This window comes from Streptomyces sp. CNT372 (genome assembly GCF_000377145.1).
This window is the reverse complement of record NZ_KB897776.1, coordinates 553,320-578,812: the sequence shown is the minus strand read 5'-3', so window position 1 is coordinate 578,812 and position 25,493 is coordinate 553,320. Positions and strand designations below refer to the sequence as shown.

The following is a 25,493-nucleotide window of genomic DNA, read 5'->3' as shown; positions in this document are numbered from 1 at the left end:
GCTCAGCCCCCGGCGACCTGGTGGACGTCCACCCGTACGCCGGCCGCCAGCCCCCACCCCGCCATCGCGCCCGCCTCCGCCTCCAGCACATGGCGCGACCGGGGCCGCACGGGCCCGAGCCGCCCGGGCGCCATCGTGCACACGGCGAGCACCCGCAGATCCCGGTCCAGATGGGCCACGTCGATCGCGAAGCGCATCCGGAAGGTGTGCACGGACGCGCACGGCGTCAGCAGCATCGCCCCCTCGACCCCGTCCCGCCCCAGCAGCCCCCGCCTGCGCGCCCGGTACGACGCGGCCACCACCAGCCCGACCGCCTCGGCCCGCCCGGGTATCCACAACTCGGCCGCGCCGTCCCGCCATTCACCCATGGGGGGACGGTAGCGGGCCGTCCTCACTCCGGGCCCCCACGGACCCGGAGAGGGGCCCTAGGATCCGGGCGTGGAGCCGACGCCGATGCTCGCCGTGGCCGCCGCCCTGTGGGGCGGCGGTGCGGGGCTGCTCGTGCCCCGGGCCGCCTACCGTCTCTCCGTCGAGCCGGGGGAGGCGTGGCGGGACGCGTGCCCCGCCGGGCATCCGATCGGTGGCCCGGTGCGCGGCTGGGTGGGGCTCGCCCGGTGCCGGGAGTGCGCGAGCCCGGCCCCCGACCGCGCGGCGACGACGGGACCGCCCGCACCCGGCCTCGACGCGCCCCGCCCCGGCGCACCCGGCCTCGACGCGCCCCGCCCCGGCGCACCCGGCCCCGACGTGCCCCGCCCCGGCGCACCCGGCCCCGACGTGCCCCGCCCCGGCGCACCCCGCCCCGATGCACCCCGCCCGGGACCGCCCCCGGGCCCCGCGGCCGGCGGCCCCGGCGAGGTCCCCGGCCCGGCGGCCGGCGCCCCAGGCGCCCCGGCCCCCCGCTACCGCCCCGCCCCCGCCCTGCCCTTCGTCACCGCGCTCCTGTGCGTGCTGCTCGCCCTCGCCACCGGGCCCCGGCCCGAGGTGGCCGTCTGGCTGCTCGGTGCGCCGGTCGCCGTGCTGCTCGCCGTCGTGGACCGGGCGGTGCACCGGCTGCCGGACGGGCTCACGCTGCCGCTCGCCGCCGGGGCCGCCGGGCTGCTCGGGCTCGCCGCACTCGTGCCCGGTGCGGCCGGGTCCTGGTCGGGGGCGCTGATGGGCGGGCCGGCCCTCGGGGGCGCGTACTTCGTGCTGTTCCTGGTCAACCCGGACGGCATGGGCTTCGGCGACGTCAAACTCGCCCTCGCCCTGGGGGTGTTCCTCGGCTGGTACGGCTGGACGGTCCTGTGCGCCGGGGCGTTCGCCGGGTTCCTGCTGGGCGCGGTCTACGGGCTGGGGCTCATGGCGCTGCGCCGAGCGGGGCGGCGGACGGCGATCCCCTTCGGGCCGTTCATGCTGGCCGGGGCGTACCTGGGGCTGCTCGCCGGGGCCCTGGGCGCTTCCTGAGGCCGCCCGCCCGGCGGGGCGCCACCGTCCGTTCGTCAACGCGGGTCCCGTCGCGCAGGGTCACCCGTGGGAGGGACGGGCACTCTTCGGCGGCCCGGCCCGCGCCGGACCCGCACCGCCGGTGCCCCCGCAACGGACCGGGCGGACCCCAGGCCACAGGCCGTCCGGCACCCCCTCCGGCGGCCCCCTCCACCCCGTCCGCGCGATCCGCCACGCCGCGTTGGCAGGTCATGGCACTCATCACCGCTGACGAAGGGTTATGGTGGAAACCCCCCCTCGGGCCGGTCCGTATCCCCCCCACGGACCGGCCCGTTTTCCGTTCCCGCCAGGGGACGAAGGGGGCTCAGCTCCGCGCGGCCCAGATGTTGGTGCCCGCGGTGTCCACCGCGAAGGTGTCGATCTCCGCCAGCTCCGCCTCCGTCAGCGCGGGAGCGGCGAGGGCCGCCATGTTCTCCTCCAGCTGACGCACGCTCGACGCCCCGATCAGCGCCGAGGTCATCCGCGGGTCGCGCAGCACCCAGGAGAGCGCGAGCTGCGCCAGGGACTGGCCCCGGCCCGCCGCGATCTCGTTCAGCCCGCGCAGCCGCCGCAGCACGTCGTCCGAGAGGAGGCCGGGGTCGAGGGACTTGCCCTGGGTGGCACGGGAGCCCTCCGGGATGCCCTTCAGGTACTTGCCGGTCAGCAGCCCCTGAGCCAGCGGCGCGAACGAGATGCAGCCCATGCCCGCGCCCTCCAGGGTGTCGAGCAGCCCGTCGTCCTCGATCCAGCGGTTGATCATGGAGTAGGAGGGCTGGTGGATGAGTGCCGGGACGCCCATCTCGCGCAGCAGCCGGGCCGCCTCGGCGGTCTGATCGGCCGTGTAGGAGGAGACGCCGGCGTAGAGCGCCTTGCCCTGCCGGACGGCGGAGGCGAGCGCCCCCATCGTCTCCTCCAGCGGGGTGTCCTTGTCGAAGCGGTGCGAGTAGAAGATGTCGACGTGGTCGAGGCCCATCCGCTTCAGGGAGGCGTCGAGCGAGGAGAGCAGGTACTTGCGGGAGCCCCACTCGCCGTACGGGCCGGGGTGCATGAGGTACCCCGCCTTGGTCGAGATGACCAGTTCGTCCCGGAAGGGGGCGAAATCCTGGGCGAAGAGCTTGCCGAAGTTCAGCTCCGCGGAGCCGGGCGGCGGTCCGTAGTTGTTCGCCAGGTCGAAGTGCGTCACGCCGAGATCGAAGGCGCGGCGCAGGATCGCGCGCTGCGAGTCGAGCGCGCGGTCGTCGCCGAAGTTGTGCCAGAGGCCGAGCGAGATGGCGGGGAGCTTCAGGCCGGAACGGCCGCTGCGCCGGTACTCCATGGCGTCGTAGCGGTCCGGTGCGGGGGTCCAGTGCGGGGATGCGTTCACCCTTTCTTGCTATCACGGGCTATCACGGACTTGTGACACACCGGGTTGGGCCGCCGTGACCCGGCCGCAGTACTGTTGCGCCTTCGGGGACAGCCGTTTCGAGGGGTGTAAGACAGTGAACCTGCGCGACCTGGTGTACGGGCTCTACGCACGCCGGGTGGAGGGCCGCCTCGACCACGCCCAGGTGCCCAAGCACATCGGGGTGATCCTCGACGGCAACCGCCGCTGGGCCAAGGCGTCCGGCGGCACCGCCGCCCAGGGCCACCAGGCGGGCGCCGACAAGATCTCCGAACTGCTCGGCTGGTGCGACGAGACCGACGTCGAGGTCGTCACCCTGTGGCTGCTGTCGACGGACAACTTCGACCGCCCCGAGGACGAGCTCACCCCCCTCCTGCGCATCATCGAGAACACCGTCCGCAACCTCGCCGCCGACGGCCGCTGGCGGGTCCACCACGTCGGCACCCTCGACCTCCTCCCCGCGCACACGCAGACCGTGCTGAAGGAGGCGGAGGAGGCGACCAGCGCCATCGACGGGATAATCGTCAACGTCGCCGTCGGCTACGGCGGCCGCCAGGAGATCGCCGACGCCGTGCGCTCGCTGCTCCTGGAGCACGCGGAGAAGGGGACGAGCCTCCAGGAACTCGCCGAGACCGTCGAGGTCGAGAACATCTCCGAGCACCTCTACACCCGCGGCCAGCCCGACCCCGACCTCGTCATCCGTACCAGCGGTGAGCAGCGGCTGTCGGGATTCATGCTCTGGCAGAGCGCGCATTCGGAGTACTACTTCTGCGAGGTGTTCTGGCCGGCCTTCCGCAAGGTCGACTTCCTGCGGGCGCTGCGCGACTACGCGGCCCGCCACCGGCGCTACGGCGCCTGAGCCCGGGACCCTCCGAAAGCTCCGGGGCGGACCTGAAGCCCCCGCCGGCCCGCGCCCCCCGGCGCCCCGTGAAGTCCCGGCGGCCTCCGCCGGGCCCCGGCCGCGCCGCCCGGAAACCCCGCCACGCGCCCCGTGTGCGACCCCGCGCCCCCCGCGCCCGCCAGGTGTCATCCCCTGTTCATCCGCATGACGACACGTGCCATGGCATGGCCGGAGTTGTTCGCGGGCATACCCCCTCCAGGTCGACGTCCGATCCACGAACGTCGTATCTCAGTGAGCGGCCGACACCGCTCACCCGGGAGGCCCTTTGCACACCGAGGACTGCTCAGGCCCACGCGGCCGAGGTACGGACCGCGCGGTCCGTGCCGCAGCGGCGGTCCGCGCCGGGGGCCCGTCCCCGGCCCGCGCGCAGAGGCCCGTCCCGGCCCGTCCGCCGCTCCGCCGGCTGGACCCATGGTCCGCGACGCCGCCGTCCGGCGCCGCGCCCCGACCTCGTCCGAGGGGGTACGTCCTTCCGTGGTGAACAGCACAAAGCGCCGCCTGCCCGACAGGCGCACCTACGTTCTCGACACCAGCGTCCTGCTGGCCGACCCGCGCGCCATGAGCCGCTTCGACGAGCACGAGGTCGTGCTCCCGATCGTGGTGATCACGGAGCTGGAGGCCAAGAGACACCATCCCGAACTCGGGTACTTCGCCCGGCAGGCCCTGCGCCTGCTCGACGACTTCCGCGTCCGGTACGGCCGTCTCGACGCTCCCCTCCCGATCGGCGACCTGGGCGGCAGCCTGCGTGTCGAACTGAACCACTCCGACCCCGGCATCCTGCCCGCGGGCTTCCGCCTCGGCGACAACGACTCGCGGATCCTGGCCGTGGCCCGCAACCTCCAGGCAGAGGGGTACGACGTCACGGTCGTCTCCAAGGACCTGCCGCTGCGCATCAAGGCGTCGTCGGTGGGCCTGCTCGCCGAGGAGTACCGGGCCGAGCTGGCGATCACCGACGCCGGCTGGACGGGGATGAGCGAACTGTCCCTCACCGCCGAACAGGTGGACCTCCTCTACGGGGAGGAGCGGCTGTACGTGCCGGAGGCCGCCGAGCTGCCCGTGCACACGGGTCTGGTCCTCCAGTCGGAGCGCGGCAAGGCGCTCGGCCGTCTCACGCCGGACGGGAACGTGCGCCTGGTGCGCGGCGACCGGGAGGCGTTCGGCATCCACGGCCGCAGCGCCGAGCAGCGGATCGCCCTCGACCTGCTGCTGGACCCGGAGGTCGGGATCGTCTCCCTCGGCGGCCGGGCCGGCACCGGCAAGTCGGCCCTCGCGCTCTGCGCGGGTCTGGAGGCGGTGCTGGAGCGGCGGCAGCACCAGAAGGTCATGGTCTTCCGGCCTCTGTACGCGGTGGGCGGGCAGGATCTGGGCTATCTGCCGGGCACCGAGGCCGAGAAGATGAGCCCCTGGGCGCAGGCCGTGTTCGACACCCTCTCGGCGGTCGCCGGGCGGGAGGTCATCGAAGAGGTCCTGGGGCGCGGGATGCTGGAGGTCCTGCCGCTGACCCACATCCGCGGCCGGTCCCTGCACGACGCGTTCGTCATCGTCGACGAGGCCCAGTCCTTGGAGCGGAACGTCCTGCTGACCGTTCTGTCCCGGGTAGGGGCGAATTCCCGGGTCGTCCTCACCCACGACGTGGCCCAGCGGGACAACCTCCGGGTGGGCCGGTACGACGGAGTCGTGGCCGTGGTCGAGAAACTGAAGGGGCATCCGCTGTTCGCCCATGTCACGCTCACCCGGTCGGAGCGTTCGCAGATCGCCGCCCTGGTGACCGAAATGCTGGAGGACGGGCACGTCTGACCGATTCGTCCCTGAGGTGGCTTCAGGGATTCTCCCGGCAACCGGGACATAGCAGTTGGCGCCGTCCGGCGAAGCGCGAGAGCCTAGCCGGGCGGCGCCGTGCTGCGCGGTATTTCCTCGAAAACCCCTGGGCCAAACGGGGTGTGACCTTTCCCACGCAACGAATAATTGCCTTGCGCTGTCGGCGTCCGGCAGAGTCTTGCTTCCGTCAGGCCCCGCATGCGACTCGACCGCACCACCCGTGGTGCACAGCAACACACAACTCAAGACTTGCCGTCGCATGCCGCCCGCGAGCACAATGCGGCAACTCCGGAAAGGAGTTGCCCACCGGGCCCGCGCCTCCCGTGACCCATGCAGTGCGGAGGCCAGTGCCAGGGGCACGATTGCGTCCGCGAGGTCACCCGGGTGGGCGCTGCTGGAAGGAAACCGTGTGAGCCGGATCTCGGTCCGGGGATTCGCCGTCGCCTCCGCGACAGCGGTCACCACCGTCGGCGCCGTCGTCGGCGTCGCGTCGGGCGGCACCCAGCCCGCTGGGGACAACCTCGAAGCGGCCGCCGCCGACACGACGCTCCTCGCGGACATCCCCGTGGGCCAGCAGGCCCAGGTGCAGTTCTCGTCGCTGACGCAGCAGGCCGACGCACAGGCCGCCGCCGCGGACGCCGCCGCGAAGAAGTCCGCCGAGGAGTCGGCCCGCGTCCAGGCGGCCAAGACCGCCGAGGCGAAGAAGGCCGCCGCCGTCGAGAAGGCGGAGAAGGAGAAGAAGGAGCGCGAGGAGGCCGAGGCACGCGCCAACCGCGACTCGATCCGCTCCGCCTCCGACTTCGCCCCGCAGGCCTCGTACACCGTCGCGCAGGTCCAGGCGATGGCGCGGCAGATGATTCCCGCGGACCAGTTCCAGTGCTTCAGCAACATCGTCCAGCGCGAGTCCACCTGGAACTACCAGGCGCAGAACCCGTCTTCGGGCGCGTACGGCCTCGTCCAGGCGCTGCCCGGCTCCAAGATGGCCTCGGCCGGCGCCGACTGGCGGACCAACCCCGCCACCCAGATCAAGTGGGGCCTCAACTACATGGACAGCCGCTACGGCAGCCCGTGCGGTGCCTGGTCCTTCTGGCAGGCCAACCACTGGTACTAGGCCGGCCACCGGCCCCGGCCGGCCCGGCCCGGCGCGCAACCTCCACGAGCCCCTCGCCGTCCTACGGTGAGGGGCTCGGTGCGTGTAGCGTTCGGGGCCGAACGTCCCGGGCGGGAGCACCTCCGCGCCCCCTCCGGGTGCGGGGGGAGAGCGGGGGCACACGAGGGAGCATGATGTCGAAGGTTCCAGGGTGGCTGGGGCGCGTGGGCTCCGGGCTCACCCGGGCGGGGGCGCGGCTGGAACAGCGCCGCAAGGAAGCCGTGGCGGACGACGACCTGCCGGACGCCCCGCCGTCCGAGGAACTGGTCCCCGCGCCGCCGTCCTACGCCCCCGATGTCGCCGCCCGGCCCGACCCGGTCGCGGCCATCCCGTGGGGCATGCGCGTGGCGGCCGAGGCCGGCTGGCGTCTGCTGGTCCTCGCCGGCACCCTCTGGGTCCTGATGCGGGTCATCAGCGCCGTCCAACTGGTCGTCCTGGCCTTCGTCGCGGCGCTCCTCGTCACCGCCCTGCTCCAGCCCACGGTCGCCCGCCTCAAGCGGGCCGGGCTGCCGCGCGGGCTGGCGACCGCGGTCACCGCCGTCCTCGGCTTCGTCATCATGGGCCTGGTCGGCTGGTTCGTGGTGTGGCAGGTCATGGAGAACCTGGACACCCTCTCCGCCCGGGTCCGGGACGGCATCGACGAGCTCAAGCGCTGGCTGCTGGTCAGCCCGTTCCATGTGACCGAGAGCCAGATCAACGACATCGCCCAGAACCTGAGCGACACCATCGGCACCAACACCGAGGAGATCACCTCGGCCGGCCTCCAGGGCGTGACCGTCATGGTCGAGGTCCTCACCGGCATGCTGCTGGCGATGTTCTCCACCCTCTTCCTGCTCCACGACGGGCGGCGGATCTGGGAGTGGAGCCTCAAGCTGGTGCCCGCCCAGGCGCGGGCGGGTGTCGCCGGGGCCGGGCCGCGGGCCTGGCGGACCCTGACCGCCTATGTGCGGGGCACGGTGCTGGTCGCCCTGATCGACGCGGTGTTCATCGGGCTCGGGATCTGGTTCCTGGACGTGCCCATGGCCGTGCCGCTGGCCGTGTTCATCTTCCTCTTCGCGTTCATCCCGCTCGTCGGCGCCGTGATCTCGGGTGCCCTCGCGGTGGTCGTCGGGCTGGTGACCCAGGGCGTGTTCACCGCGCTGATGGTGCTGGTCGTCGTGCTCGCGGTGCAGCAGATCGAGGGGCACGTCCTCCAGCCGTTCATCCTCGGCCGGGCGGTGCGCGTGCATCCCCTCGCGGTCGTCCTCGCCGTCGCGGCGGGCGGGCTGACCGCGGGCATCGGCGGCGCGGTGGTCGCGGTGCCCCTGGTGGCCGTCACCAACACCGTCGTCGGCTATCTGCGCGCGTACAGCCAGGAGCAGGCGCTGCGCGCCTCACCGCCGCCGCACGGCGCGACGGCCCTGGCCACCGCGCCGACCCCCGCGCCCTCGGCCCAGCCCTCGGCGCCCCGCTCCGGAACCGAGGAGGGACAGCGGTGATCTCCGAGCCCGAACTGGTGGGTGACCACGGCTTCGAGGGCCCCGGCCGGACCGTTCCCGGGCAGCCGGGCGCCGGTCAGGGCCCCGACACGGTCTCGGGCGAGGACCCCGTCCCGGGCGGCGGCCCCGGCGGCCGGCGCCGCGCCTGGCTGTGGGCGGTGGGCGGCGCGCTGGCCGCGTCGGCCGTCTGGGCGGGCGGGCTGTACGCGTACGGCCAGCAGAAGCCGGACCTGGGCGGGTACCGCGACACGGCGGAGATCTGCGAGGAGGGGGACTTCGCCTCGATCAAGGGCGTGCTGGGCAGGCCGGAGGAGGTGACCCCGGCCGAGGTCCGCCGGCACCCCGACCTCGCCGAGGCGACCTGCCAGCTGTCGTTGAAGCCGGAGGGCGCCGAGCCCGAGGTCGACGACGAGGGCAACGAGTACTGGTCGAACCCGGAGCTGATGATCACCTACACGCTGCACCGCAAGGCCGACCCCGGGGTGGACTTCGAGGGCCGGATCCATGTGGGGGCCCGGTACCTCCTGGAGTCGGGGGAGGAGCCCCGTACGGTCGACGGCCTCGGCGAACGCGCCCTGGTGACCCGGGACTCCACGAGCGTGAAGCTGGACGTCCTCGACGGCCAGGCGACGTTCAGCCTGGTGGTCTTCACCTACGAGGGCGCCATCGGCAGTGACCAGACCGTCGACACGGCCGACGTGGAGGCCCTGCTGATCGAGGACGCCAGGGCGCTGCTGGCCCGCCTCAAGGGCTGAACCGCCGACGCGAAGAGCCGCCGATGCGAAGAGCCCCCGCGGGCCGGATGTTCCGGCCCGCGGGGGCTCTTCGTCGTGCGGGGAGGACTACTCGGCCAGCACGGCCTCGGCGTCCAGGGTGGTGCCCACGGCCTGGATCACGGCGGCGATCTTGAACGCCTCCTGGATCGTCTCGCGGTCCACACCGGCCTTGCGCAGCACCTGCTCGTGCGAGTCCAGGCACTGGCCGCAGCCGTTGATCGCGGAGACGGCGAGCGACCACAGCTCGAAGTCGACCTTCTCCACACCCGGGTTGCCGATGACGTTCATCCGCAGACCGGCGCGCAGCGTCCCGTACTCGGGGTCCGACAGCAGGTGCCGGGTCCGGTAGAAGACGTTGTTCATCGCCATGACCGCGGCGGCCGACTTGGCGGCCGTGTACGCCTCGGGCGACAGCCGGGCCTTGGCCTCCGGCTCCAGCTCACGCAGCACCCGCGGGGAGCGGGAGGCGATGGCGCAGGCCAGGACGGTGCCCCAGAGCTGCTGCTCGGGCAGGTCGCTGTTGCCTATGACCGAGCCCAGGTTGAGGCGCAGGTCCTTGGCGTAGTCCGGGACGGCGGACTTCAGCTCGTCGAGGGCCATGCTCACTCACCGGCCAGGAGGGCGACCGGGTCCAGGGTGGTCTCGCCCTTGGTCCAGTTGCAGGGGCACAGCTCGTCGGTCTGCAGGGCGTCGAGGACCCGCAGGACCTCCTTGGGGTTACGGCCCACGGAACCGGCGGTCACCATGGTGAACTGGATCTCGTTGTTCGGGTCCACGATGAAGACGGCACGCTGCGCGAAGCCGTCCTCGCCCTCGATGCCCAGGTCCCGCATGAGCTCGTGCTTGGAGTCGGCCATCATCGGGAAGGGCAGGTCACGCAGGTCGGCGTGGTCCTTGCGCCAGGCGTGGTGGACGAACTCGGAGTCACCGGAGAAGCCGAGGATCTGGGCGTCGCGGTCGGCGAACTCGTCGTTCAGCTTGCCGAAGGCGGCGATCTCGGTCGGGCAGACGAAGGTGAAGTCCTTGGGCCACGCGAAGACGACCTTCCACTTGCCCTCGTAGGACTTGTGGTCGATGGTCTCGAACTCCTTGCCGCTCTCCAGCGAGACGCAGGCGGTCAGCTCGAACGTGGGGAACTGGTCACCGACAGTGAGCACGCGCTCTCCTTGCATACCGGAAGGTTCCCTTTTGGGGTCTTCCATGGGGGTTGGACGGATCTTGATAGTGGCACAGGGTGCATTGATCGCGGAAATAGCTAGACTCGGTCATCGCGATCGGAGGTACTTATCAGTGGCACAGATGAACCGGGGCAAACAGCCGAGCATCGCCCAGCTGCGCGCCTTCGCGGCCGTGGCGGAGCATCTGCACTTCCGGGACGCGGCGGCAGCGATCGGGATGAGCCAGCCCGCCCTGTCCGGCGCCGTCTCCGCGCTGGAGGAGGCACTCGGTGTCCAGCTGCTGGAGCGTACGACGCGCAGGGTGCTGCTGTCGCCCGCCGGTGAGCGCCTCGCGGTGCGCGCCAAGGCCGTCCTGGACGCGGTCGGGCTGCTGCTGGAGGAGGCCGAGGCGGTGCGCGCACCGTTCACCGGCGTGCTGCGCCTCGGGGTGATCCCCACGGTCGCGCCCTATCTGCTGCCGACCGTGCTGCGCCTGGTCCACCGGCGCTACCCGCAGCTGGACCTCCAGGTCCACGAGGAGCAGACCTCCTCGTTGCTCGATGGGCTCACCGCCGGGCGGCTGGACCTGCTGCTGCTCGCGGTGCCGCTCGGGGTGCCGGGGGTGACCGAACTCCCGCTCTTCGACGAGGACTTCGTGCTGGTCACCCCCGAGGGCCACGAGCTGGGCGGCCGGGACGACCTGCCGCGCGAGGCCCTGCGCCGGCTGCCGCTGCTCCTCCTCGACGAGGGCCACTGCCTGCGCGACCAGGCGCTCGACATCTGCCGGGAGGCCGGCCGCGAGGCCGGGGCGCCGGTCACCACGACCGCGGCCGGGCTCGCCACCCTGGTCCAGCTCGTGGCCGGGGGTATGGGCGTGACCCTGCTGCCGCGCACCGCGGTCGAGGTGGAGGCGGGCCGGGGCGGGCTGGGCACCGCGCACTTCGCCGCGCCCGCTCCGTGCCGGCGGATCGCCCTGGCGATGCGGGCGGGCACGGCCCGGGCAGGGGAGTTCGCCGAGTTCGCGGGGGCCCTGCGGGAGGCGATGCGGGAGCTGCCGGTACGGGTGGCGGACTGACGGGGCCGGGCCCCGGCCCCGCCCCGGGGCCCGCCGTCCGCGGCGCGCCGGAGCCGCCGGGCCCCGCCGTCCGCCCGAGCCGCGCCGGAGCCGCGGGCCTGCGCGGCGAGCCCACGGGGCCCTCTTGCCGGGCCCGGCCCCGGGCCGCGGGGCCCCCGGGCTCACTCCGTCCCGGCCCGTCCGTCCGCCTGACTCCTCCGCGGCGCGCCGGATTCGCGGGCCTGCGCGACGGGCACACGGGACCCTCTCGCCGGGCCCGGGCCCGGGCCGCGGAGTCCCCCGGCGTCACTCCGTCCGCAGCCCGTCCGCCCGCATCAGCCGCCACAGGGCCGGCAGTGTCAGCAGCGTCACCCCCGCGACCACGCCCGCGCCCGCCCCCGCCAGCGGCGCGAAGACCCACCAGTCGGTCACCGTCTTGCCGGTCATCCGCAGCATCACCGCGCCCAGGGCCAGCCCGCCCGCGGTCGCCACCGCCATGCCCAGGGCGACGGGCAGGGCGGTCTGCCACAGCACCGACCAGGCCAGCGTGGCGCGGCGCGTCCCGAAGGCGACCAGGACCGACAGCAGCCGCCGCCGCTCCCGCAACTGCTCGGTCTGCGCCACCACCAGGGACGCGGCGATCAGCGCCAGCGTCCCGCAGGCGCCGGCCGGCAGACCCCGCTGCACGCTCGCGTACCGCTGGTCCCGGTCGGCGTCGGCGGCCTCGTGCACGGCGAGCAGGGGGCTCAGCCGGGCCGCCGTGTTGCGGACGTGCTCGGCCGCGTCCGGGACCCCGGCGTCGAGGTGCACCTGTGTGATCGTCCGCGCGTCCGGCAGCGCGGCCGGATCCACCGGGCCCGCGGCGCCCCGCGCGGTCGCCCCCGTGAGAGCGCCATGCGTCACGAAGATGCCGAAGAGTTCCTCGCCGCCCGCGTCCGGCCGGGCCGGGACGGTCGGGCTGTCCGCGGGCAGCGTCCACAGCAGCGGCTCGCGCTTCCCCTCCCGCTCGAACGGGTCGCTCAGATCGACCGCCTGCCCCTTGCGGGCGGTCCGGTCGGTCCACCGGTTCAGCTCGGCGTCGCCCCGCTTGTGGACCACGAAGGCGTCGCCGTCCGAGCAGTGGGAGACCTCCGCGAGGCGTCGCAGGGTCGGGCAGGAGGCCACCACGAGGGAGGTCATCGACCGGGTCCCGTCCCCGGTGACGGGGCCGGTGCCGACGGCGCTCGCCTCGATCACCGCGGTGGCCTCCCGGACCCCCGGCGTGGCGCGGAACGCCTTCTCCGCCTCGGAGGCGAGGCCCGGAGCCGCGTACTCGGCCTGGACGGTCATCCGCCCGGCCCAGGCCGAGTGGGAGATCGCACGGGCGAACTCCGCGTGCATGCCCGCGAAGAGCATCTGGAGCGCGATCGCCCCGGCGACCGCGACCGTGATGCCGCTCACCGCCCGGGCCGCCGTCCCGCCGCTGAGCTGGAGCCGCCGCACGGCGAGCTGCCACGGCAGCGGTCCGGCGCCGCCGAGCCGCCGGACCACCGCGTCGACCAGCCAGGGCAGCAGCGTGGACAGCCCCAGCAGCACCAGGATCGCGCCCGCCGCGATGGGGAAGGTGTCCACGGCCCCGCCGGGCGTCACCCTGCCGATCGCCAGCAGCACCCCGAGGCCCGCAAGCGGTATCGCCAGGCGCCACCACAGCCTCCGCCGCACCGGTGCCGACCCCCGTACGACGCCCAGCGGTCCGGCGGTCACCGAACGCATCGCGACCAGGGTCGTCACCACCGCGCAGAGCGGCACGGCGACCAGCACCAGGGCCGCGAGCCACGGCGCCGGGACCACGTCGTGCGGAAAGGCGCTCAGATCCCACAGCCGCACCGAACCGGCGAACCGCCGGCTCGCCGCGAACACCCCGGCCCCCACGGCCAGTCCGAGCAGCGAGCCGATCAGCGCCTCACCGGCCGCGATCCGGCGGGTGGCGCGGACGTCCGCGCCGGTCAGCCGCAGTGCGGCGAGACGCTGGTCGCGGCGCTCGCCGCCGAAGCGCGCCGCGGTCGCGAGGAAGACGGCCACCGGGACCAGCAGCACCACGCAGATCAGCACCATCAGCACGACCAGCGGGGCGTCCACCGGATCGTGCGGCCGGCCGGTGCCGTAACCGGCCGTGCGGGTGCCGCCGTTGGCGGTGGTCAGGGCGTCGCTGCCCGCGTAGTAGCGCAGATCGTGCGGATCGTGCAGGCCCTTGTCACCGATCGTGCCCGCCGTCCGGGCGCCGAGACGTTCCTTCAGCAGCGCGCCGCCGGGGGAGCGGAGCAGCTCGCCGAGCGCGGGGGAGACGAACATCTCGCCCGCTGCGGGCATCCGTTCCAGCCCGGGCGGCAGCACGGGCCGGGTGCCGTCGGCGCGCAGCAGCTCCCCGGCGACGGGTTCGCCCCGGTACTCGGTGCGGGCCTCCAGATGCACCACGGTCCGGTCCGAGCGCTGCACGGGCTCCGCGCTGTACCGGTCGGAGGCCGTCCGCGCCGCCTCCCGGGCCTCGCGTGCCGCCATGATCTGCGGCACGGAGGCCGCGAGGAGCAGCAGGGCGACGCCCAGGCCGGTGCCGAGCGCGGTCAGCGCGGTCCGCGTCAGCCCTTCGCGTCCGCCGCCGAGGGCGAACCGGGCGCCGAGCGCGAGTTCGTGGAGCAACCGTCTCATCGGGCGAACTCCGGGTCGCGGGAGCGGCCGTCGCGGATGACGACCTCGCGGTCGGACCAGGCCGCGACCCGTGCCTCGTGGGTGACGAGGACGACCGCGGTGTTCCGCTCGCGCGCCGCCCCGGTGAGCAGCTCCATCACGCGTTCGCCGGTGAGCGAGTCCAGCGCGCCGGTCGGCTCGTCGGCGAAGAGCACCCGCGGCGAGGTGACCAGGGACCGGGCGACCGCGACCCGCTGGCCCTGGCCGCCCGAGATCTCCCCCGGCCGCTTGCGGGCCAGGTCGGCGGTCTCCAGCCGCTCCAGCCACTCGGTGGCCGTCCGCTCCGCGTCCTTGCGCCGTGCCCCGCCGAGCCGTAGCGGCAGGGCCACGTTCTCCACGCAGGTCAGCTCCGGGACCAGCCGGCCGAACTGGAAGACGAAGCCGAACTCGGCGCGCCGCAGCGCGCTGCGGCCGTCGTCGCCGAGCGCGGCGAGATCGCGTCCGTCGTAGCGGACGGAGCCCGCGTCGGGGGTCACGATCCCGGCGAGGCAGTGCAGCAGGGTCGACTTGCCGGAGCCGGAGGGGCCCATCACGGCCACCACCTCGCCCGGGTGGACGGAGAACGAGACCCCGTCCAGGGCGGTGGTCGGGCCGAAGGACTTGCGCAGGTCCTCGGCGGCGAGCAGGGAGCCGTCGGGGATCACGCGCGCACCTGCGCGGCGAGCTGGTCCAGGCGCGCGGCGGTCAGCTCCAGCCAGCGCAGGTCCGCCTCCAGGTGGAAGAGCGCGTGGTCGCAGATGAGCTGGTCGGCGAGGTCGCCCCGGCGCTTGCGGTCGGTGAGCGCGCGCATCAGCCGCAGGTGCTCCGCGCGCTGGGTGTCGAGGAGTTCGGCCGCGCCGCGGCCGGTGAGCAGCGCAAGGACGACCTTGGTGTAGAGCGTGGACTGGAGGTACGGCTCGGGCTTCTCGGGCTCGGCGAGCCAGCGGGACACATCGGTGATCCCGGCGTCGGTGATCGCGTACCGCTTGCGTTCGGGGCCGCCGCCCGCCTCTGTGCCGTCGACCTCGACGAGGCCGTGCTTCAGGAGGCGGGACATGGTCGCGTAGACCTGGCCGTAGTGCAGGGGGCGGTCCTGCCCGAAGCGTTCGTCGAAGGCGCGCTTGAGGTCGTAGCCGTGGCGGGGGCCGGCTTCGAGCAGGGCGAGAAGGGTGTGGCCGATGGACATGGCGGTCACCGTACACGGGGTGTATACGCGCGGTGTATAGCGGGTCCCCCGTTTCGGTGCAGCGGGGGACCCGGGGGGTCGGGGCCTCGCGGCCGAAGCGGCAGCCCCGGTGTCCGGGGCCTGGGCGGGACCCGGCCCGCCACCGCGCTATCCCGCCGCCGGGTCCCCCGTGCCCGCCGGGTCGCCCGTGCCCGCCGGGCCCCCCGGACCCGGCGGCGGAGTGCGCGGCGGCCGTCCGCGCCGCGGCTGCGGGGAGACGCCCCCCGGCAGCCGCCCGGCCTCGGCGAGCGCCCGGCGCAGCAGGAACTCGATCTGGGCGTTGGCGCTCCGCAGCTCGTCGCCGGCCCAGCGGGCCAGGGCCTCGTACACCGCCGGATCGAGGCGGAGCAGTACCTGCTTGCGCTCCCCGGCGGGCGGGGGAGGGGGCGGCGGGTTCACTGGTACAGCGTGCCCGCGTTGACGACCGGCTGGGCCGCGCGGTCGCCGCAGAGGACGACCAGCAGGTTGGAGACCATCGCGGCCTTGCGCTCCGGGTCGAGGTCCACGATGTCGTGCTCGGTGAGCCGGGCGAGCGCCACCTCCACCATGCCGACCGCGCCGTCCACGATCTGCCGGCGCGCGGCGACGACCGCGCCCGCCTGCTGGCGCTGGAGCATCGCCGCGGCGATCTCCGGCGCGTAGGCGAGGTGCGTGAAGCGGGACTCGATGATGTGGACACCGGCCGCCTCGACCCGGGCGCGCAGCTCGACGGCGAGCTTCTCGGTGATCTCCTCGGCGTTGCCGCGCAGCGAGAGGCCGTCCTCGTCGTGGGCGTCGTACGGGTACTCGATCGCGATGTGCCGCACGGCTGCCTCGGTCTGGGTGGAGACGAACTCCAGGAAGTCGTCGACCTCGAACATGGCCTGGGCGGTGTCCTCGACCTTCCACACCACCACGGCCGCCAGCTCGATCGGGTTGCCGTAGGCGTCGTTGACCTTGAGGACGGCGGTCTCGTGGTTGCGCACCCGGGTGGAGATCCTGGTGCGGGAGGTGAGCGGGTTGACCCAGCGCAGTCCGTCGGTGCGGATGGTGCCCCGGTAGCGGCCGAAGAGCTGGACGACGCGGGCCTCGCCGGGCGCTACCATGTTCAGCCCGCACATCGCGAGGAAGGCGAGGACCGCCACCAGGATCCCGCCGGTGATCAGCGCCGCCGTGCCGCCCGCGGACTCCACCGGGCCGGCGCTCACCAGCATCCCGGCCCCTGCCGCCAGCCCCAGCAGGCCGAGCAGCAGGGCGAGCCCGCCCCCGATGCTGTGCGCCGCGAACTCCCGCACCCGGGGCGCCGGCATCTGCGGGGCGTCGGCGGGTGCCGCCTGTGTCGCGGTCGTGTGCGGCCTTGCCACCTGGTCGCTCGTGCTCATGTCCCACTCCCCGTTCGTGATCGTCCGGACGCCCCGGGCGGCCGGCCCACTGCCTAGCAAAGTGATATCACTTTAGCCCACGCGGCAACCCTGCGCACCCCTGGTGAGTCGGTTCCATGGGAGGGGGTGCTGATTCTCACGTCCGGAAAAGGGCGGATCGAATCCCCTTTGTCTGCACTACCGGTGTTACCTTTCTGAGCTGATTCGGGGCCCGGCGCCCCGGCGGGACCGACCGCGGAGACGACCCGGCGGGACCGACCGCGAAGACGACCCGGCGGGACCGACCGCGAAGACGACCACGGGCACGACCACGGACACGACCGGCGACACGGAAGAGCGGAGCGGCGACACGATGGGCCGAGCGGAAGAGCGGCAGGCTCGGCAGCGCGATGCGCGCCGGGCGGGGCGGGACGGACGCGGCGGCATACGCCGCTTCTTCACCTGGCGGAAGATGCTGGGCACCTTCTTCGGGCTCTGCCTGCTGGCGATGGGCGCGTTCTTCGTCGTCTACCTGCTGGTGCCGGTCCCCAAGGCCAACGCCGAGGCCGAGATGCAGAGCAACGTCTACAAGTACAGCGACGGCTCGATCCTCGGCCGCACCGGTGAGGTCAACCGTGAGATCGTCGGGCTCGACGAGATCCCCAAGGACGTCCAGTACTCCTTCGTCGCCGCCGAGAACAAGACCTTCTTCCAGGACTCCGGCGTCGACATCAAGGGCACCCTGCGCGGGCTGAAGAACACCCTCAGCGGCCAGGGGAAGCAGGGTGGCTCGACCATCACCCAGCAGTACGTCAAGAACTACTACCTGGACCAGGACCAGACGGTCACCCGCAAGCTCAAGGAACTGGTGATCTCCCTCAAGGTCGACCAGAAGAAGAGCAAGTCCGAGATCCTCGCCGGGTACATGAACACCAGCTACTACGGCCGCGGCGCCTACGGCATCCAGGCCGCCGCCCAGGCGTACTACCGCGTGGACGCCGAGAAGCTGACCGTCGAGCAGGGCGCGTACCTCGCCGCCCTCCTCCAGGCCCCGAGCCAGTACGACTGGGCCGTGGCCTCCAAGGACGGCAAGGCGCTGGTGAAGGAGCGCTGGAACTACGTCCTCGACAACATGGTCGAGGAGGACTGGCTGGACGCGGGCAAGCGGGCCGGGATGTCCTTCCCGGTGCCCGAGGAGCCCCGCCCCGCGCCCGGTATGCAGGGCCAGACCGGCTATCTGGTCGACGCCGCGAAGAAGGAGCTGGCCCGCCAGGGCCTCACCGAGGCGGACCTCGACGCCGGCGGCTGGACGATCACTCTCAACATCGACAAGAAGCGCCAGAAGGCCCTGGAGAACGCCGTCCAGGAGAAGCTGGAGGACGAGCTCGACCGCGAGGGCAGCAAGGTCGACGCCACCGTCCAGGCCGGCGCCACCTCGGTCGACCCGAAGACCGGCAAGGTCGTCGCACTCTACGGCGGCACGGACTATGTGAAGCACTACATCAGCAACGCGACCCGCCGCGACTACCAGCCCGCCTCCACCTTCAAGCCCGTGGTGTTCGCCTCCGCCCTGGAGAACGGGTCCACCACCCAGAAGGGCTCGCCGATCGGCCTGAACACCGTCTACGACGGCACAAGCCGCCGTCCCGTCGTCGGCAGCGACACCCCCTTCGCCCCGCAGAACGACCTCGGCCGCAGCTACGGCCCGGTCAGCGTCCAGACCTCCCTCAACCGGTCCATCAACTCCGCCTTCGCGCAGATGGCGGTGGACGTCGGTCTCGGCAAGGTGAAGGCGACCGCCCTGGAACTGGGCGTCCCGGACGTCAACTTCCCCGAGCGCCCGGCGATCTCCCTCGGTGTGATGGGCGCCTCCACCATGGACATGGCGGGGGTGTACGCGACCCTCGACAACCACGGCAAGAAGATCACGCCCGCCGTGGTGGCCAAGGCCGAGCACAAGGACCGCACCGTCGAGCTGGCGGACCCGGTCGGCGGCCAGGCCGTCAGCCGGGAGACCGCGGACACGGTGACCTCCGGTCTCACCGGTGTGGTGCGCAACGGCTCCGGCGTCGCGGCCGCCGGCCCCTACCAGGCGGCGGGCAAGACCGGCACCTCCGAGCAGAACCGTTCGGCCTGGTACGCCGGCTACACCCCCGAGCTGACCACGGTGGTCGCCCTCTTCGGCGAGAAGGCGGACGGTACCGGTCAGGTCAGCCTCACCGGCACGGCCAACTCCGGCCGTGCCAACGGCGGCGGCTTCCCGGCCCGGATCTGGGCCGCCTACACGACCGACGCGCTGAACGGCGGCTCCGACGCCCGCTTCGACCTGGAGGTGGCCGAGCCCGCGAGCCCCGAGCCCGACCCCTCGCCCTCCAGGTCCCAGTCGCGGTCCCCGGAGCCGACGCCGAGCGAGAGCGAGTCGGAGTCCGAGTCGCCCGACCCCTCGCCCTCCAGGTCCGAGTCCGAGTCCCCGGACCCGACGCCGAGCGATCCGACCAGCAGGCCGCCGCTCCCGTCCCCGTCCGGCGGAGGCACCTTCTCCCCGCCGGTGGAACCGGACGACGAAACCGACCCGGTCCGCCCGCAGAGCGGGTTCCTCCGGGAGGAGTGAGCACGGCACACGGGAAGGGGCGCCCCCGCGGGGGCGCCCCTTCGTCGCGGGTGGTGGCGTCGGCGTCAGCCGCCGTTGACCTTCTTGGCGACCGTGTCGCCGAGGTTCTTGTCCACGTTCCGCCAGTACTGCAGCGCCCGTTCCAGCACCGGCCGGCTCACCCCGTCCAGGAGATGGCCGCTGATGTTGGAGGCGAGCCGCTCGCGCTGGGCGTCGTCGAGGACCTCGCGCACCATCGTGCCCGCCTGCCCGAAGTCGTCGTCGTCACGGTGCTTCTTCGTCGCCTCGCGCACCATCTCGCCCGCCGTGGCCCAGCCCGCCGGGTCGCCGAAGCGCTCCACGTCGGCCGCCGGGCCGCCGTAGGAGTTCGGCGCGTACGGCCGGGAGGCGTAGGAGGGCTCGTAGCGCATCGGGCCGTCCTTCGCGTACGAGTTGACGGCCGAACGCGGCCGGTTGGGCGGCAGCTGCGCGTAGTTCGGGCCGATCCGGTACCGGTGGGTGTCGGGGTACGAGAACAGCCGGCCCAGCAGCATCTTGTCCGGCGACGGGCCGATGCCCGGGACCATGTTCGACGGTTCGAAGGCGGCCTGCTCGATGTGGATGAAGTAGTCCTCGGGGTTGGTGTCGAGGACCATCCGGCCGACGTCGATCAGCGGGTAGTCGCCGTGCGGCCACACCTTCGTCAGGTCGAACGGGTTGAAACGGTAGTCCGGTGCGTCGTCGAACGGCATGATCTGGACCTTCAGGGTCCAGGAGGGCGCGTCTCCGGACTCGATCGCCTCGAACAGGTCGCGGCGGTGCAGGTCGGGGTCCGAGCCCGCGGCCTCGTCCGCCTCCTCCTGGGTGAGGAAGTCGATGCCCTGGTCGGTCTTGAAGTGGTACTTCACCCAGAACCGCTCGCCGCCCTCGTTGATCCACATGTAGGTGTGCGAGCTGTAGCCGTTCATGTGCCGGTAGGTCTTCGGGATGCCCCGGTCGCCCATCAGCCAGGTGACCTGGTGGGCGGACTCGGGGGAGAGGGTCCAGAAGTCCCACTGCATGTCGTGGTCGCGCAGCCCGGTGACCGGGTGGCGCTTCTGGGACCGGATGAAGTCCTGGAACTTGATCGTGTCGCGCACGAAGAAGACCGGGGTGTTGTTGCCGACCAGGTCGTAGTTGCCCTGCTCGGTGTAGAACTTCAGCGCGAAGCCCCGGGGGTCCCGCCAGGTGTCGGGGGAGCCCTGCTCGCCCGCGACCGTGGAGAAGCGGGCCAGCATGTCGGTACGGCGGCCGGGCTGGAAGAGGCCGGCCTTGGTGAACTGACTGACGTCGTTGGTGACCTCGAAGAAGCCGTAGGCGCCCGAGCCCTTGGCGTGCACCACCCGCTCGGGGACCCGTTCACGGTTGAACTGGGCCATCTTCTCGATCAGGTAGTGGTCCTGGAGCAGGATCGGGCCGTCCGGTCCCACGGTCAGGGAATGCTCGTCGCTCTCGACCGGGATGCCGGAGTTGTTGGTGGTGAAGGGTGCCCTGGGGGGTGACTCGGACACGAGCGTCCTCCCGTCGATCTGGGGTTTGTGGTCGCTTCGGCCGTGTGCCCCAGTGAACTCCTACGACACCCCTCCGGCAACATGTGGATGGAATCCGGACCTGTACCGCATCCGAGCGGGGTCGTCCGACGGACCGGCTCAGGGGGGTGCAGCTCCGGGTCCGCCCCGGGGGGTCAGCCCCGGGTGGGCAGCTCGAACCAGACGACCTTGCCCGTGGAGAGCCGGGTCGCGCCCCAGCGGCGGGCCAGCCGGTTCACCAGGAACAGGCCGCGGCCGCCCTCGTCGGTGTCCCGGGCACGGCGCTGCCGGGGCAGCTGCGGGGAGTCGTCGCCGACCTCGCAGCGCAGCACATCGGTCCGCAGCAGCCGCAGCATCACCGGCCGCTCCGCGTACCGCACGGCATTGGTCACGACCTCGCTGACCAGCAGTTCCACCGAGTCCGACAGGTCCGCCAGGCCCCAGCGCTCCAGCGCCCGGCGGGCGAGGCGGCGGGCGCGGCCGGGGGCCGCGTCCTCCGGCTCCAGGAACCAGTAGGCGACGTCACTCGGCGCGATCCCGTCGAAACGGGCCGCGAGCAGGGCGATGTCGTCGTCCCGGTCGCCGGGGCCCAGCATGTCCAGGACGTCGTCGCAGAGGGCCTCCAGCGGCGGCGAGTGGTCCGGGCCGGTGAGCTGGGCGGTCGCGGCCAGGCGTTCCCGCAGCTGCTCGATCCCGGTCCAGACGTCCCGCAGCCGGGATTCCACCAGACCGTCCGTATAGAGGAGGAGGGTCGCGCCCGCCGGGGCGTCCAGCTCGACGGCCTCGAAGTCCACGCCGCCGACGCCGATGGGCGCGCCGGGCGGCACCCGCAGCACCTCGGCGCGGCCGCCCAGGTGCAGCAGGATGGGCGGGGGATGGCCCGCGTTGGCGATGGTGATGCGGTGCGAGACCGGGTCGTAGACCGCGTACAGGCAGGTGGCCATGCGGTCGGTGCCCAGGCGCTGGGCCTGCTCGTCCAGGTGGTGCAGGACCTCCTGCGGCGGCAGGTCGAGGCCGGCGAGGGTCTGCGCGGTGGTGCGGAGCTGACCCATGATCGCGGCCGAGGTCATGGAGTGGCCCATGACGTCGCCGACCACCAGCGCGACCCGGCTGCCGGGCAGCGGGATGGCGTCGTACCAGTCCCCGCCGACCCGGGCGGTCTCGGCGGCAGGGAGGTAGCGCGAGGCGAGGCGGACGCCGGTGGGCTGCGGGAGCGAGTCCGGGAGCATGGTCCGCTGGAGCTCGTCCGCGATGTACGCCTCACGGCCGTAGAGGACGGCCTTGTCGATGCCCAGGGCGGTGTGGGTGGCGAGCTGGGCCGCGACCAGGAGGTCGTTGGGCTCGAAGGCGGGCCGGTCCGGGCGGCGCAGGAAGACGGCGGCGCCGATCACCCGGCGGCGGCCGCGCAGCGGGGCGAGTATCGCCCGGTGGCCGCTGGGCACGCTGCGCCCGTCGCCGAGCAGCTCGGGCAGTGCGGCGCGGGCGGCGGCGGAGTCGCCGAAGACCGGGCGCACCCCGCGCAGCACCTCGGAGAGCGCGCCGCCGGAGCGGACCTCGCACAGCTCGGCGGCCGGGGCCAGGTCGGTGCCGGGCTCCAGTACCGGGATCAGCGCGCCGGGACCGGAGCCGGCGGCCTCGGCGCCGCCCTCCTCGGCGGAACGGAGGCGGTCGCTGCGCCGCAGCCGCAGCACGAACGGGGAGACGGGACGCTCGTCGCCGACCGGCAGCGGGTCCCGCAGATAGACCAGGATCGCGTCGGCGAAGGTGGGGACGGTGGCCCGGCAGAGCCCGAGGACGATCTCGTCCAGGTCGATCCCGCGCGCGATCCGCCGGGTCGCCGCGCCCACGAAGCGCAGCCGGTCGCCCTCCCGCCGGGCGATCCCGGCGAGGTCCTGCGCCGGGGCCTGGACGGTGTGCGGCTGGGGCACGGGCCCGGGGGCCGGCGCCGGACCGGCGGGCACGGACCCGGCGGCCTGCGCCCGCGGCCGGGTGCGTTCCTGCGACCGGGCAGCCAGGGGCTGCCGGCCTTCATGGGCGGTGGGATGCTCCGTCACGCCTGGGGTTCCGTCCGTCCGTGCCGGTGGTACGCGGTGATCGCTGGAGGGTGTCCGGTGCCGGTGCGGCGGACACCGCTGCGCGGGTCTGCCGCGAAGGGCGGGGTACCCGTCCGGGGACCGGCCCCGGCGGGACGGCGGACGTCCGGCACGGTTCGACCCCCTCTGTGCGACGCGTGCTGACTTCGGTGACTGGTACTGACGTGCGGCCTGTCCTGCGCACTCTCCCTCGTGACATGCGGCACCGCGGAGGACGATCCTACGTTTGCCCCCAGGGGGCGCATCAAGAGTCTCACGAGGTCGTACGCGCCGGAGCGCGTTCCCTGACCGGAACCGGACAGAGAGCGGCAGCGGCGGAGGCGGCAGGACCGGAGAGATCGGGCACCGCGAGGTGCGAAACGCAAATTTTCGGCCAGATCCGGTCCGCGTCAACCCCGGCGCGCGCCACGTCCGCCCGCCGGACCCCCGCGGTACCCGGCTGCGCCCGGCCCGCCACGGCCCGCCCGTGGTCCGCGCCGGGCCGGGCCCCTACGACGCCAGCCGGCGCTCCGGGACGCCCGCCGCCCAGTCCGAGGGCAGCCGCGGCACCGTCCACGACGGGTCCGGCCGCCAGTGCTCCCAGCCGGAGGAGAACGGCGCCTCCCAGGCCCGGATCGCCGCCACCGCCGCCCGCCCGGCCTCCCGCACCCGCTCCGCCGTGGCCGCGTCCATCAGCCCGACCGCCTGCGCCTGGGCGAACTCGTCCTCGTCCCGCCAGAGCCAGGTCCGGTCCGGGTAGACGGAGATGTCGAGGAAGTGGTCCGCGGAGTCCACCCCGCCGGCCCAACGGGTGCGCGGCTCCTCCAAGTTCACGTACCAGCTCCTGAACCGCCAGTCCGACTCCCAGAACAGCCACACCGACCACGGGTCGGCGGGCCGGGCGAGCTTGAGCACCCCGGAGCCGAACCAGCGGTCCGTGGTGAGGGTCCGGGGGGCGGTGTAGCGGGTGGCGAGCGGTTCCAGATGGACGGGCGTACCGTCCGCGAGCACCGGCTTCACGCACTCGGTGCCCGGCGCCATCCACACGGCGAGCAGGTCCTCGGTGTCCTGGACGACCGTCACCGGCCGGCAGATGTGCACGGAGGAGCCGTCCAGGTCCGGGGCATGGCCGCGGTACCGCCACAGGATGTGGTCTCCCGGCGTCCAGCGTGCGATGCGTTCCGTGCCTGTCATGAGCAGATCTTAGGAGGAGTGCCACCGCCCCGCTGCGATCCCGGTCACGGGGCGTGCCGCGGCGGCCGGCCGGGACCGGGCCGGGCGCGGTCAGGGATGGGTCATGCGCAGCACGTCCAGCGCCTCGTCCAGCTGCTCCAGGGTCAGCGCGCCCCGCTCCACATAGCCGGACTCCAGCACCACCTCCCGGATCGTCCTCTGCTCCGCGAGGGACCGCTTGGCGACCTTCGCGGCCTCCTCGTAGCCGATGTACTTGTTGAGCGGGGTGACCACCGAGGGGGAGGACTCCGCGTACGCGCGGGCGCGTTCCGCGTTCGCCGTGATGCCGTCCACGGTCCGGTCCGCGAGCAGCCGGGAGGCGTTGGCCAGCAGCCGGACCGACTCCAGCAGGTTCTTCGCCATCACGGGGAGCATCACGTTCAGCTCGAAGTTGCCCGCGGCCCCGGCCACCGCGACCGTGGTGTCGTTGCCGGTGACCTGCGCGGCCACCATCAGCACCGCCTCCGGGACCACCGGGTTCACCTTGCCGGGCATGATCGAGGACCCGGGCTGGAGGTCGGGCAGGGCGATCTCGGCGAGGCCGGTGCGCGGCCCGGACGCCATCCAGCGCAGGTCGTTGCAGATCTTGGTGAGCGAGACCGCGATGGTGCGGAGCTGCCCCGAGGTCTCCACCAGCGCGTCCCGCGCGCCCTGGGCCTCGAAGTGGTCGCGCGCCTCGGTCAGCGGCAGCCCGGTGGTCCGCGCGACCTCGGCGATGACGGCCGCCGGGAAGCCGGGCGGGGTGTTGATGCCGGTCCCCACCGCGGTGCCCCCCAGGGGCAGTTCGGCCAGCCGGGGCAGCACCGCCCGCAGCCGCTCGATCCCGTACCGCACCTGCGCCGCGTAACCCCCGAACTCCTGGCCCAGGGTGACGGGTGTGGCGTCCATCAGGTGGGTGCGGCCCGACTTCACCACGGCCGCGAACTCGGCCGCCTTGCGCTCCAGGGAGGCCGCCAGGTGCTCCAGGGCCGGGACGAGGTCGCCGGTCACGGCGGCGGTGGCGGCGATGTGGATGGAGGAGGGGAAGACGTCGTTGGACGACTGGGAGGCGTTCACGTGGTCGTTGGGGTGGACACCGCGGCCCAGGCGCTCGGCCGCCAGGGTGGCGATCACCTCGTTGGCGTTCATGTTGGAGGAGGTGCCGGAGCCGGTCTGGAAGACGTCGACGGGGAAGTGGGCGTCCCACCGGCCCTGGGCGACCTCCTCGGCGGCCTCCGCGATCGCCTCCCCGACCTCCCCGTCCAGCACGCCGAGCCGCGCGTTGACCACGGCGGCGGCGCCCTTGACACGCGCCAGGGCCTCGATGTGGGCGCGCTCCAGCCGCTGTCCGGAGAGGGGGAAGTTCTCCACCGCCCGCTGGGTCTGGGCCCGCCACTTGGCGTCGGCCGGGACCCGCACCTCGCCCATGGAGTCCTGCTCGACGCGGAACGCCTCCCCGGCCCCGCCGCCCGCCGCTTCCCGGGTCCCCCCGCCTGCCGCTTCGCCGGTCCCGCCGGTCGTCCCACCGGCCGTGTCGCCGCTCGTGGTCTCGTGCCTGCCGCCGTCCGCCGCCGCCTCGGTGCCGCTCATCGCTCGTCCTTCCTCCG

The 25,493-nt window shown here is 73.4% G+C and carries 21 protein-coding genes; 8 read left to right on the top strand and 13 right to left on the bottom strand.

The annotated features are described in order from the left end of the window. Positions 1–2: 2 nt before the first annotated feature. Positions 3–368 (bottom strand): DUF192 domain-containing protein, encoded by a 366-nt coding sequence (locus tag C593_RS0102440; protein WP_018845721.1) that lies wholly within the window; start codon positions 366–368, stop codon positions 3–5. A gap of 85 nt (positions 369–453) precedes the next feature. Between C593_RS0102440 and C593_RS0102435 the strand changes: the two genes are divergently transcribed. Beyond that, positions 454–1,443: a prepilin peptidase gene (locus C593_RS0102435; protein WP_037744407.1), complete on the top strand. Its 990-nt coding sequence runs from the start codon at positions 454–456 to the stop codon at positions 1,441–1,443. Positions 1,444–1,786: 343 nt separating this feature from the next. Here C593_RS0102435 and mgrA read toward each other — a convergent pair whose 3' ends face one another. Beyond that, the gene (mgrA, locus tag C593_RS0102430) at positions 1,787–2,824 is read right to left on the bottom strand and encodes an L-glyceraldehyde 3-phosphate reductase (protein WP_106434524.1); all 1,038 of its coding nucleotides are present in this window, start codon (positions 2,822–2,824) and stop codon (positions 1,787–1,789) included. A 115-nt stretch (positions 2,825–2,939) separates the two neighbouring features. Here mgrA and C593_RS0102425 point away from each other — a divergent pair, with 115 nt between their 5' ends. From C593_RS0102425 to C593_RS28635, 5 genes are all read left to right on the top strand, one after another. Then, complete coding sequence (locus C593_RS0102425) at positions 2,940–3,701, top strand: isoprenyl transferase (protein WP_018845718.1); 762 nt, start codon at positions 2,940–2,942, stop codon at positions 3,699–3,701. A gap of 516 nt (positions 3,702–4,217) precedes the next feature. Next, positions 4,218–5,540 (top strand): RNA 5'-3' helicase PhoH2, encoded by a 1,323-nt coding sequence (gene phoH2 / locus C593_RS0102420; RefSeq protein ID WP_026277281.1) that lies wholly within the window; start codon positions 4,218–4,220, stop codon positions 5,538–5,540. 430 nt (positions 5,541–5,970) lie between these two features. After that, on the top strand, positions 5,971–6,672 hold the full coding sequence (locus C593_RS0102415; RefSeq protein ID WP_018845716.1) for an aggregation-promoting factor C-terminal-like domain-containing protein: 702 nt from the start codon (positions 5,971–5,973) through the stop codon (positions 6,670–6,672). A gap of 173 nt (positions 6,673–6,845) precedes the next feature. Continuing rightward, the gene (locus tag C593_RS0102410; protein WP_026277280.1) at positions 6,846–8,189 is read left to right on the top strand and encodes an AI-2E family transporter; all 1,344 of its coding nucleotides are present in this window, start codon (positions 6,846–6,848) and stop codon (positions 8,187–8,189) included. Beyond that, a complete protein-coding gene (locus tag C593_RS28635; RefSeq protein WP_018845714.1) occupies positions 8,186–8,944 on the top strand; it encodes a hypothetical protein in 759 nt (252 codons plus the stop codon). Before C593_RS0102410 ends, C593_RS28635 begins: the two co-directional genes overlap by 4 nt. A gap of 87 nt (positions 8,945–9,031) precedes the next feature. Here C593_RS28635 and C593_RS0102400 read toward each other — a convergent pair whose 3' ends face one another. Further along, on the bottom strand, positions 9,032–9,565 hold the full coding sequence (locus C593_RS0102400) for an alkyl hydroperoxide reductase (protein WP_018845713.1): 534 nt from the start codon (positions 9,563–9,565) through the stop codon (positions 9,032–9,034). Between the two features lie 2 nt (positions 9,566–9,567). Continuing rightward, positions 9,568–10,122, bottom strand: a complete 555-nt coding sequence (locus C593_RS0102395; protein ID WP_018845712.1) for a peroxiredoxin — start codon at positions 10,120–10,122, stop codon at positions 9,568–9,570. A 142-nt stretch (positions 10,123–10,264) separates the two neighbouring features. Between C593_RS0102395 and C593_RS0102390 the strand changes: the two genes are divergently transcribed. Further along, positions 10,265–11,197, top strand: coding sequence for a LysR substrate-binding domain-containing protein (locus C593_RS0102390; RefSeq protein ID WP_020610207.1), 933 nt, complete (start codon positions 10,265–10,267; stop codon positions 11,195–11,197). Positions 11,198–11,482: 285 nt separating this feature from the next. On the opposite strand, the gene C593_RS0102385 is transcribed toward C593_RS0102390, so the two are convergent. The 5 genes from C593_RS0102385 to C593_RS0102365 all read right to left on the bottom strand — a co-directional run bounded on the left by C593_RS0102385 (position 11,483) and on the right by C593_RS0102365 (position 16,465). After that, entirely contained in the window at positions 11,483–13,861 is a 2,379-nt protein-coding gene (locus tag C593_RS0102385) for an FtsX-like permease family protein (protein ID WP_037744405.1), read from the bottom strand. Continuing rightward, positions 13,858–14,544 (bottom strand): ABC transporter ATP-binding protein, encoded by a 687-nt coding sequence (locus C593_RS0102380; protein WP_018845709.1) that lies wholly within the window; start codon positions 14,542–14,544, stop codon positions 13,858–13,860. The genes C593_RS0102385 and C593_RS0102380 overlap by 4 nt, the downstream gene beginning before the upstream one ends. Further along, a complete protein-coding gene (locus C593_RS0102375; protein WP_018845708.1) occupies positions 14,541–15,065 on the bottom strand; it encodes a PadR family transcriptional regulator in 525 nt (174 codons plus the stop codon). The genes C593_RS0102380 and C593_RS0102375 overlap by 4 nt, the downstream gene beginning before the upstream one ends. A gap of 147 nt (positions 15,066–15,212) precedes the next feature. Continuing rightward, a complete protein-coding gene (locus C593_RS0102370) occupies positions 15,213–15,503 on the bottom strand; it encodes a hypothetical protein (RefSeq protein WP_018845707.1) in 291 nt (96 codons plus the stop codon). Continuing rightward, positions 15,500–16,465, bottom strand: coding sequence for an SPFH domain-containing protein (locus C593_RS0102365; RefSeq protein WP_018845706.1), 966 nt, complete (start codon positions 16,463–16,465; stop codon positions 15,500–15,502). Before C593_RS0102365 ends, C593_RS0102370 begins: the two co-directional genes overlap by 4 nt. A gap of 352 nt (positions 16,466–16,817) precedes the next feature. On the opposite strand from C593_RS0102365, the gene C593_RS0102360 reads away from it, so the two are divergent. Continuing rightward, positions 16,818–19,055 carry a transglycosylase domain-containing protein gene (locus tag C593_RS0102360; RefSeq protein WP_018845705.1) on the top strand — a complete coding sequence of 746 codons (2,238 nt, stop codon included), beginning with the start codon at positions 16,818–16,820 and terminating at the stop codon, positions 19,053–19,055. A 65-nt stretch (positions 19,056–19,120) separates the two neighbouring features. On the opposite strand, the gene C593_RS0102355 is transcribed toward C593_RS0102360, so the two are convergent. The 4 genes from C593_RS0102355 to C593_RS0102340 form a co-directional block, all read right to left on the bottom strand. Further along, positions 19,121–20,584, bottom strand: coding sequence for a catalase (locus C593_RS0102355; protein WP_018845704.1), 1,464 nt, complete (start codon positions 20,582–20,584; stop codon positions 19,121–19,123). Between the two features lie 173 nt (positions 20,585–20,757). After that, positions 20,758–22,656 carry a SpoIIE family protein phosphatase gene (locus tag C593_RS0102350; protein WP_018845703.1) on the bottom strand — a complete coding sequence of 633 codons (1,899 nt, stop codon included), beginning with the start codon at positions 22,654–22,656 and terminating at the stop codon, positions 20,758–20,760. 528 nt (positions 22,657–23,184) lie between these two features. Continuing rightward, the gene (gene fomD, locus C593_RS0102345; protein WP_018845702.1) at positions 23,185–23,868 is read right to left on the bottom strand and encodes a cytidylyl-2-hydroxypropylphosphonate hydrolase; all 684 of its coding nucleotides are present in this window, start codon (positions 23,866–23,868) and stop codon (positions 23,185–23,187) included. Between the two features lie 90 nt (positions 23,869–23,958). After that, positions 23,959–25,476, bottom strand: a complete 1,518-nt coding sequence (locus C593_RS0102340) for a class II fumarate hydratase (RefSeq protein WP_018845701.1) — start codon at positions 25,474–25,476, stop codon at positions 23,959–23,961. Positions 25,477–25,493: the final 17 nt, after the last annotated feature.

Excerpts from the sequence above, each read along its gene's own strand:
- C593_RS0102365 (WP_018845706.1), bottom strand. The coding sequence starts at position 16,465 with ATGAGCACGAGCGACCAGGTGGCAAGGCCGCACACGACCGCGACACAG.
- C593_RS0102440 (WP_018845721.1), bottom strand. The coding sequence starts at position 368 with ATGGGTGAATGGCGGGACGGCGCGGCCGAGTTGTGGATACCCGGGCGG.
- fomD (WP_018845702.1), bottom strand. The coding sequence starts at position 23,868 with ATGACAGGCACGGAACGCATCGCACGCTGGACGCCGGGAGACCACATC.
- C593_RS0102410 (WP_026277280.1), top strand. The coding sequence starts at position 6,846 with ATGTCGAAGGTTCCAGGGTGGCTGGGGCGCGTGGGCTCCGGGCTCACC.
- C593_RS0102375 (WP_018845708.1), bottom strand. The coding sequence starts at position 15,065 with ATGTCCATCGGCCACACCCTTCTCGCCCTGCTCGAAGCCGGCCCCCGC.
- C593_RS0102360 (WP_018845705.1), top strand. The coding sequence starts at position 16,818 with ATGGGCCGAGCGGAAGAGCGGCAGGCTCGGCAGCGCGATGCGCGCCGG.
- C593_RS0102400 (WP_018845713.1), bottom strand. The coding sequence starts at position 9,565 with ATGGCCCTCGACGAGCTGAAGTCCGCCGTCCCGGACTACGCCAAGGAC.
- C593_RS0102435 (WP_037744407.1), top strand. The coding sequence starts at position 454 with ATGCTCGCCGTGGCCGCCGCCCTGTGGGGCGGCGGTGCGGGGCTGCTC.
- C593_RS0102385 (WP_037744405.1), bottom strand. The coding sequence starts at position 13,861 with ATGAGACGGTTGCTCCACGAACTCGCGCTCGGCGCCCGGTTCGCCCTC.
- C593_RS0102340 (WP_018845701.1), bottom strand. The coding sequence starts at position 25,476 with ATGAGCGGCACCGAGGCGGCGGCGGACGGCGGCAGGCACGAGACCACG.
- C593_RS0102390 (WP_020610207.1), top strand. The coding sequence starts at position 10,265 with ATGAACCGGGGCAAACAGCCGAGCATCGCCCAGCTGCGCGCCTTCGCG.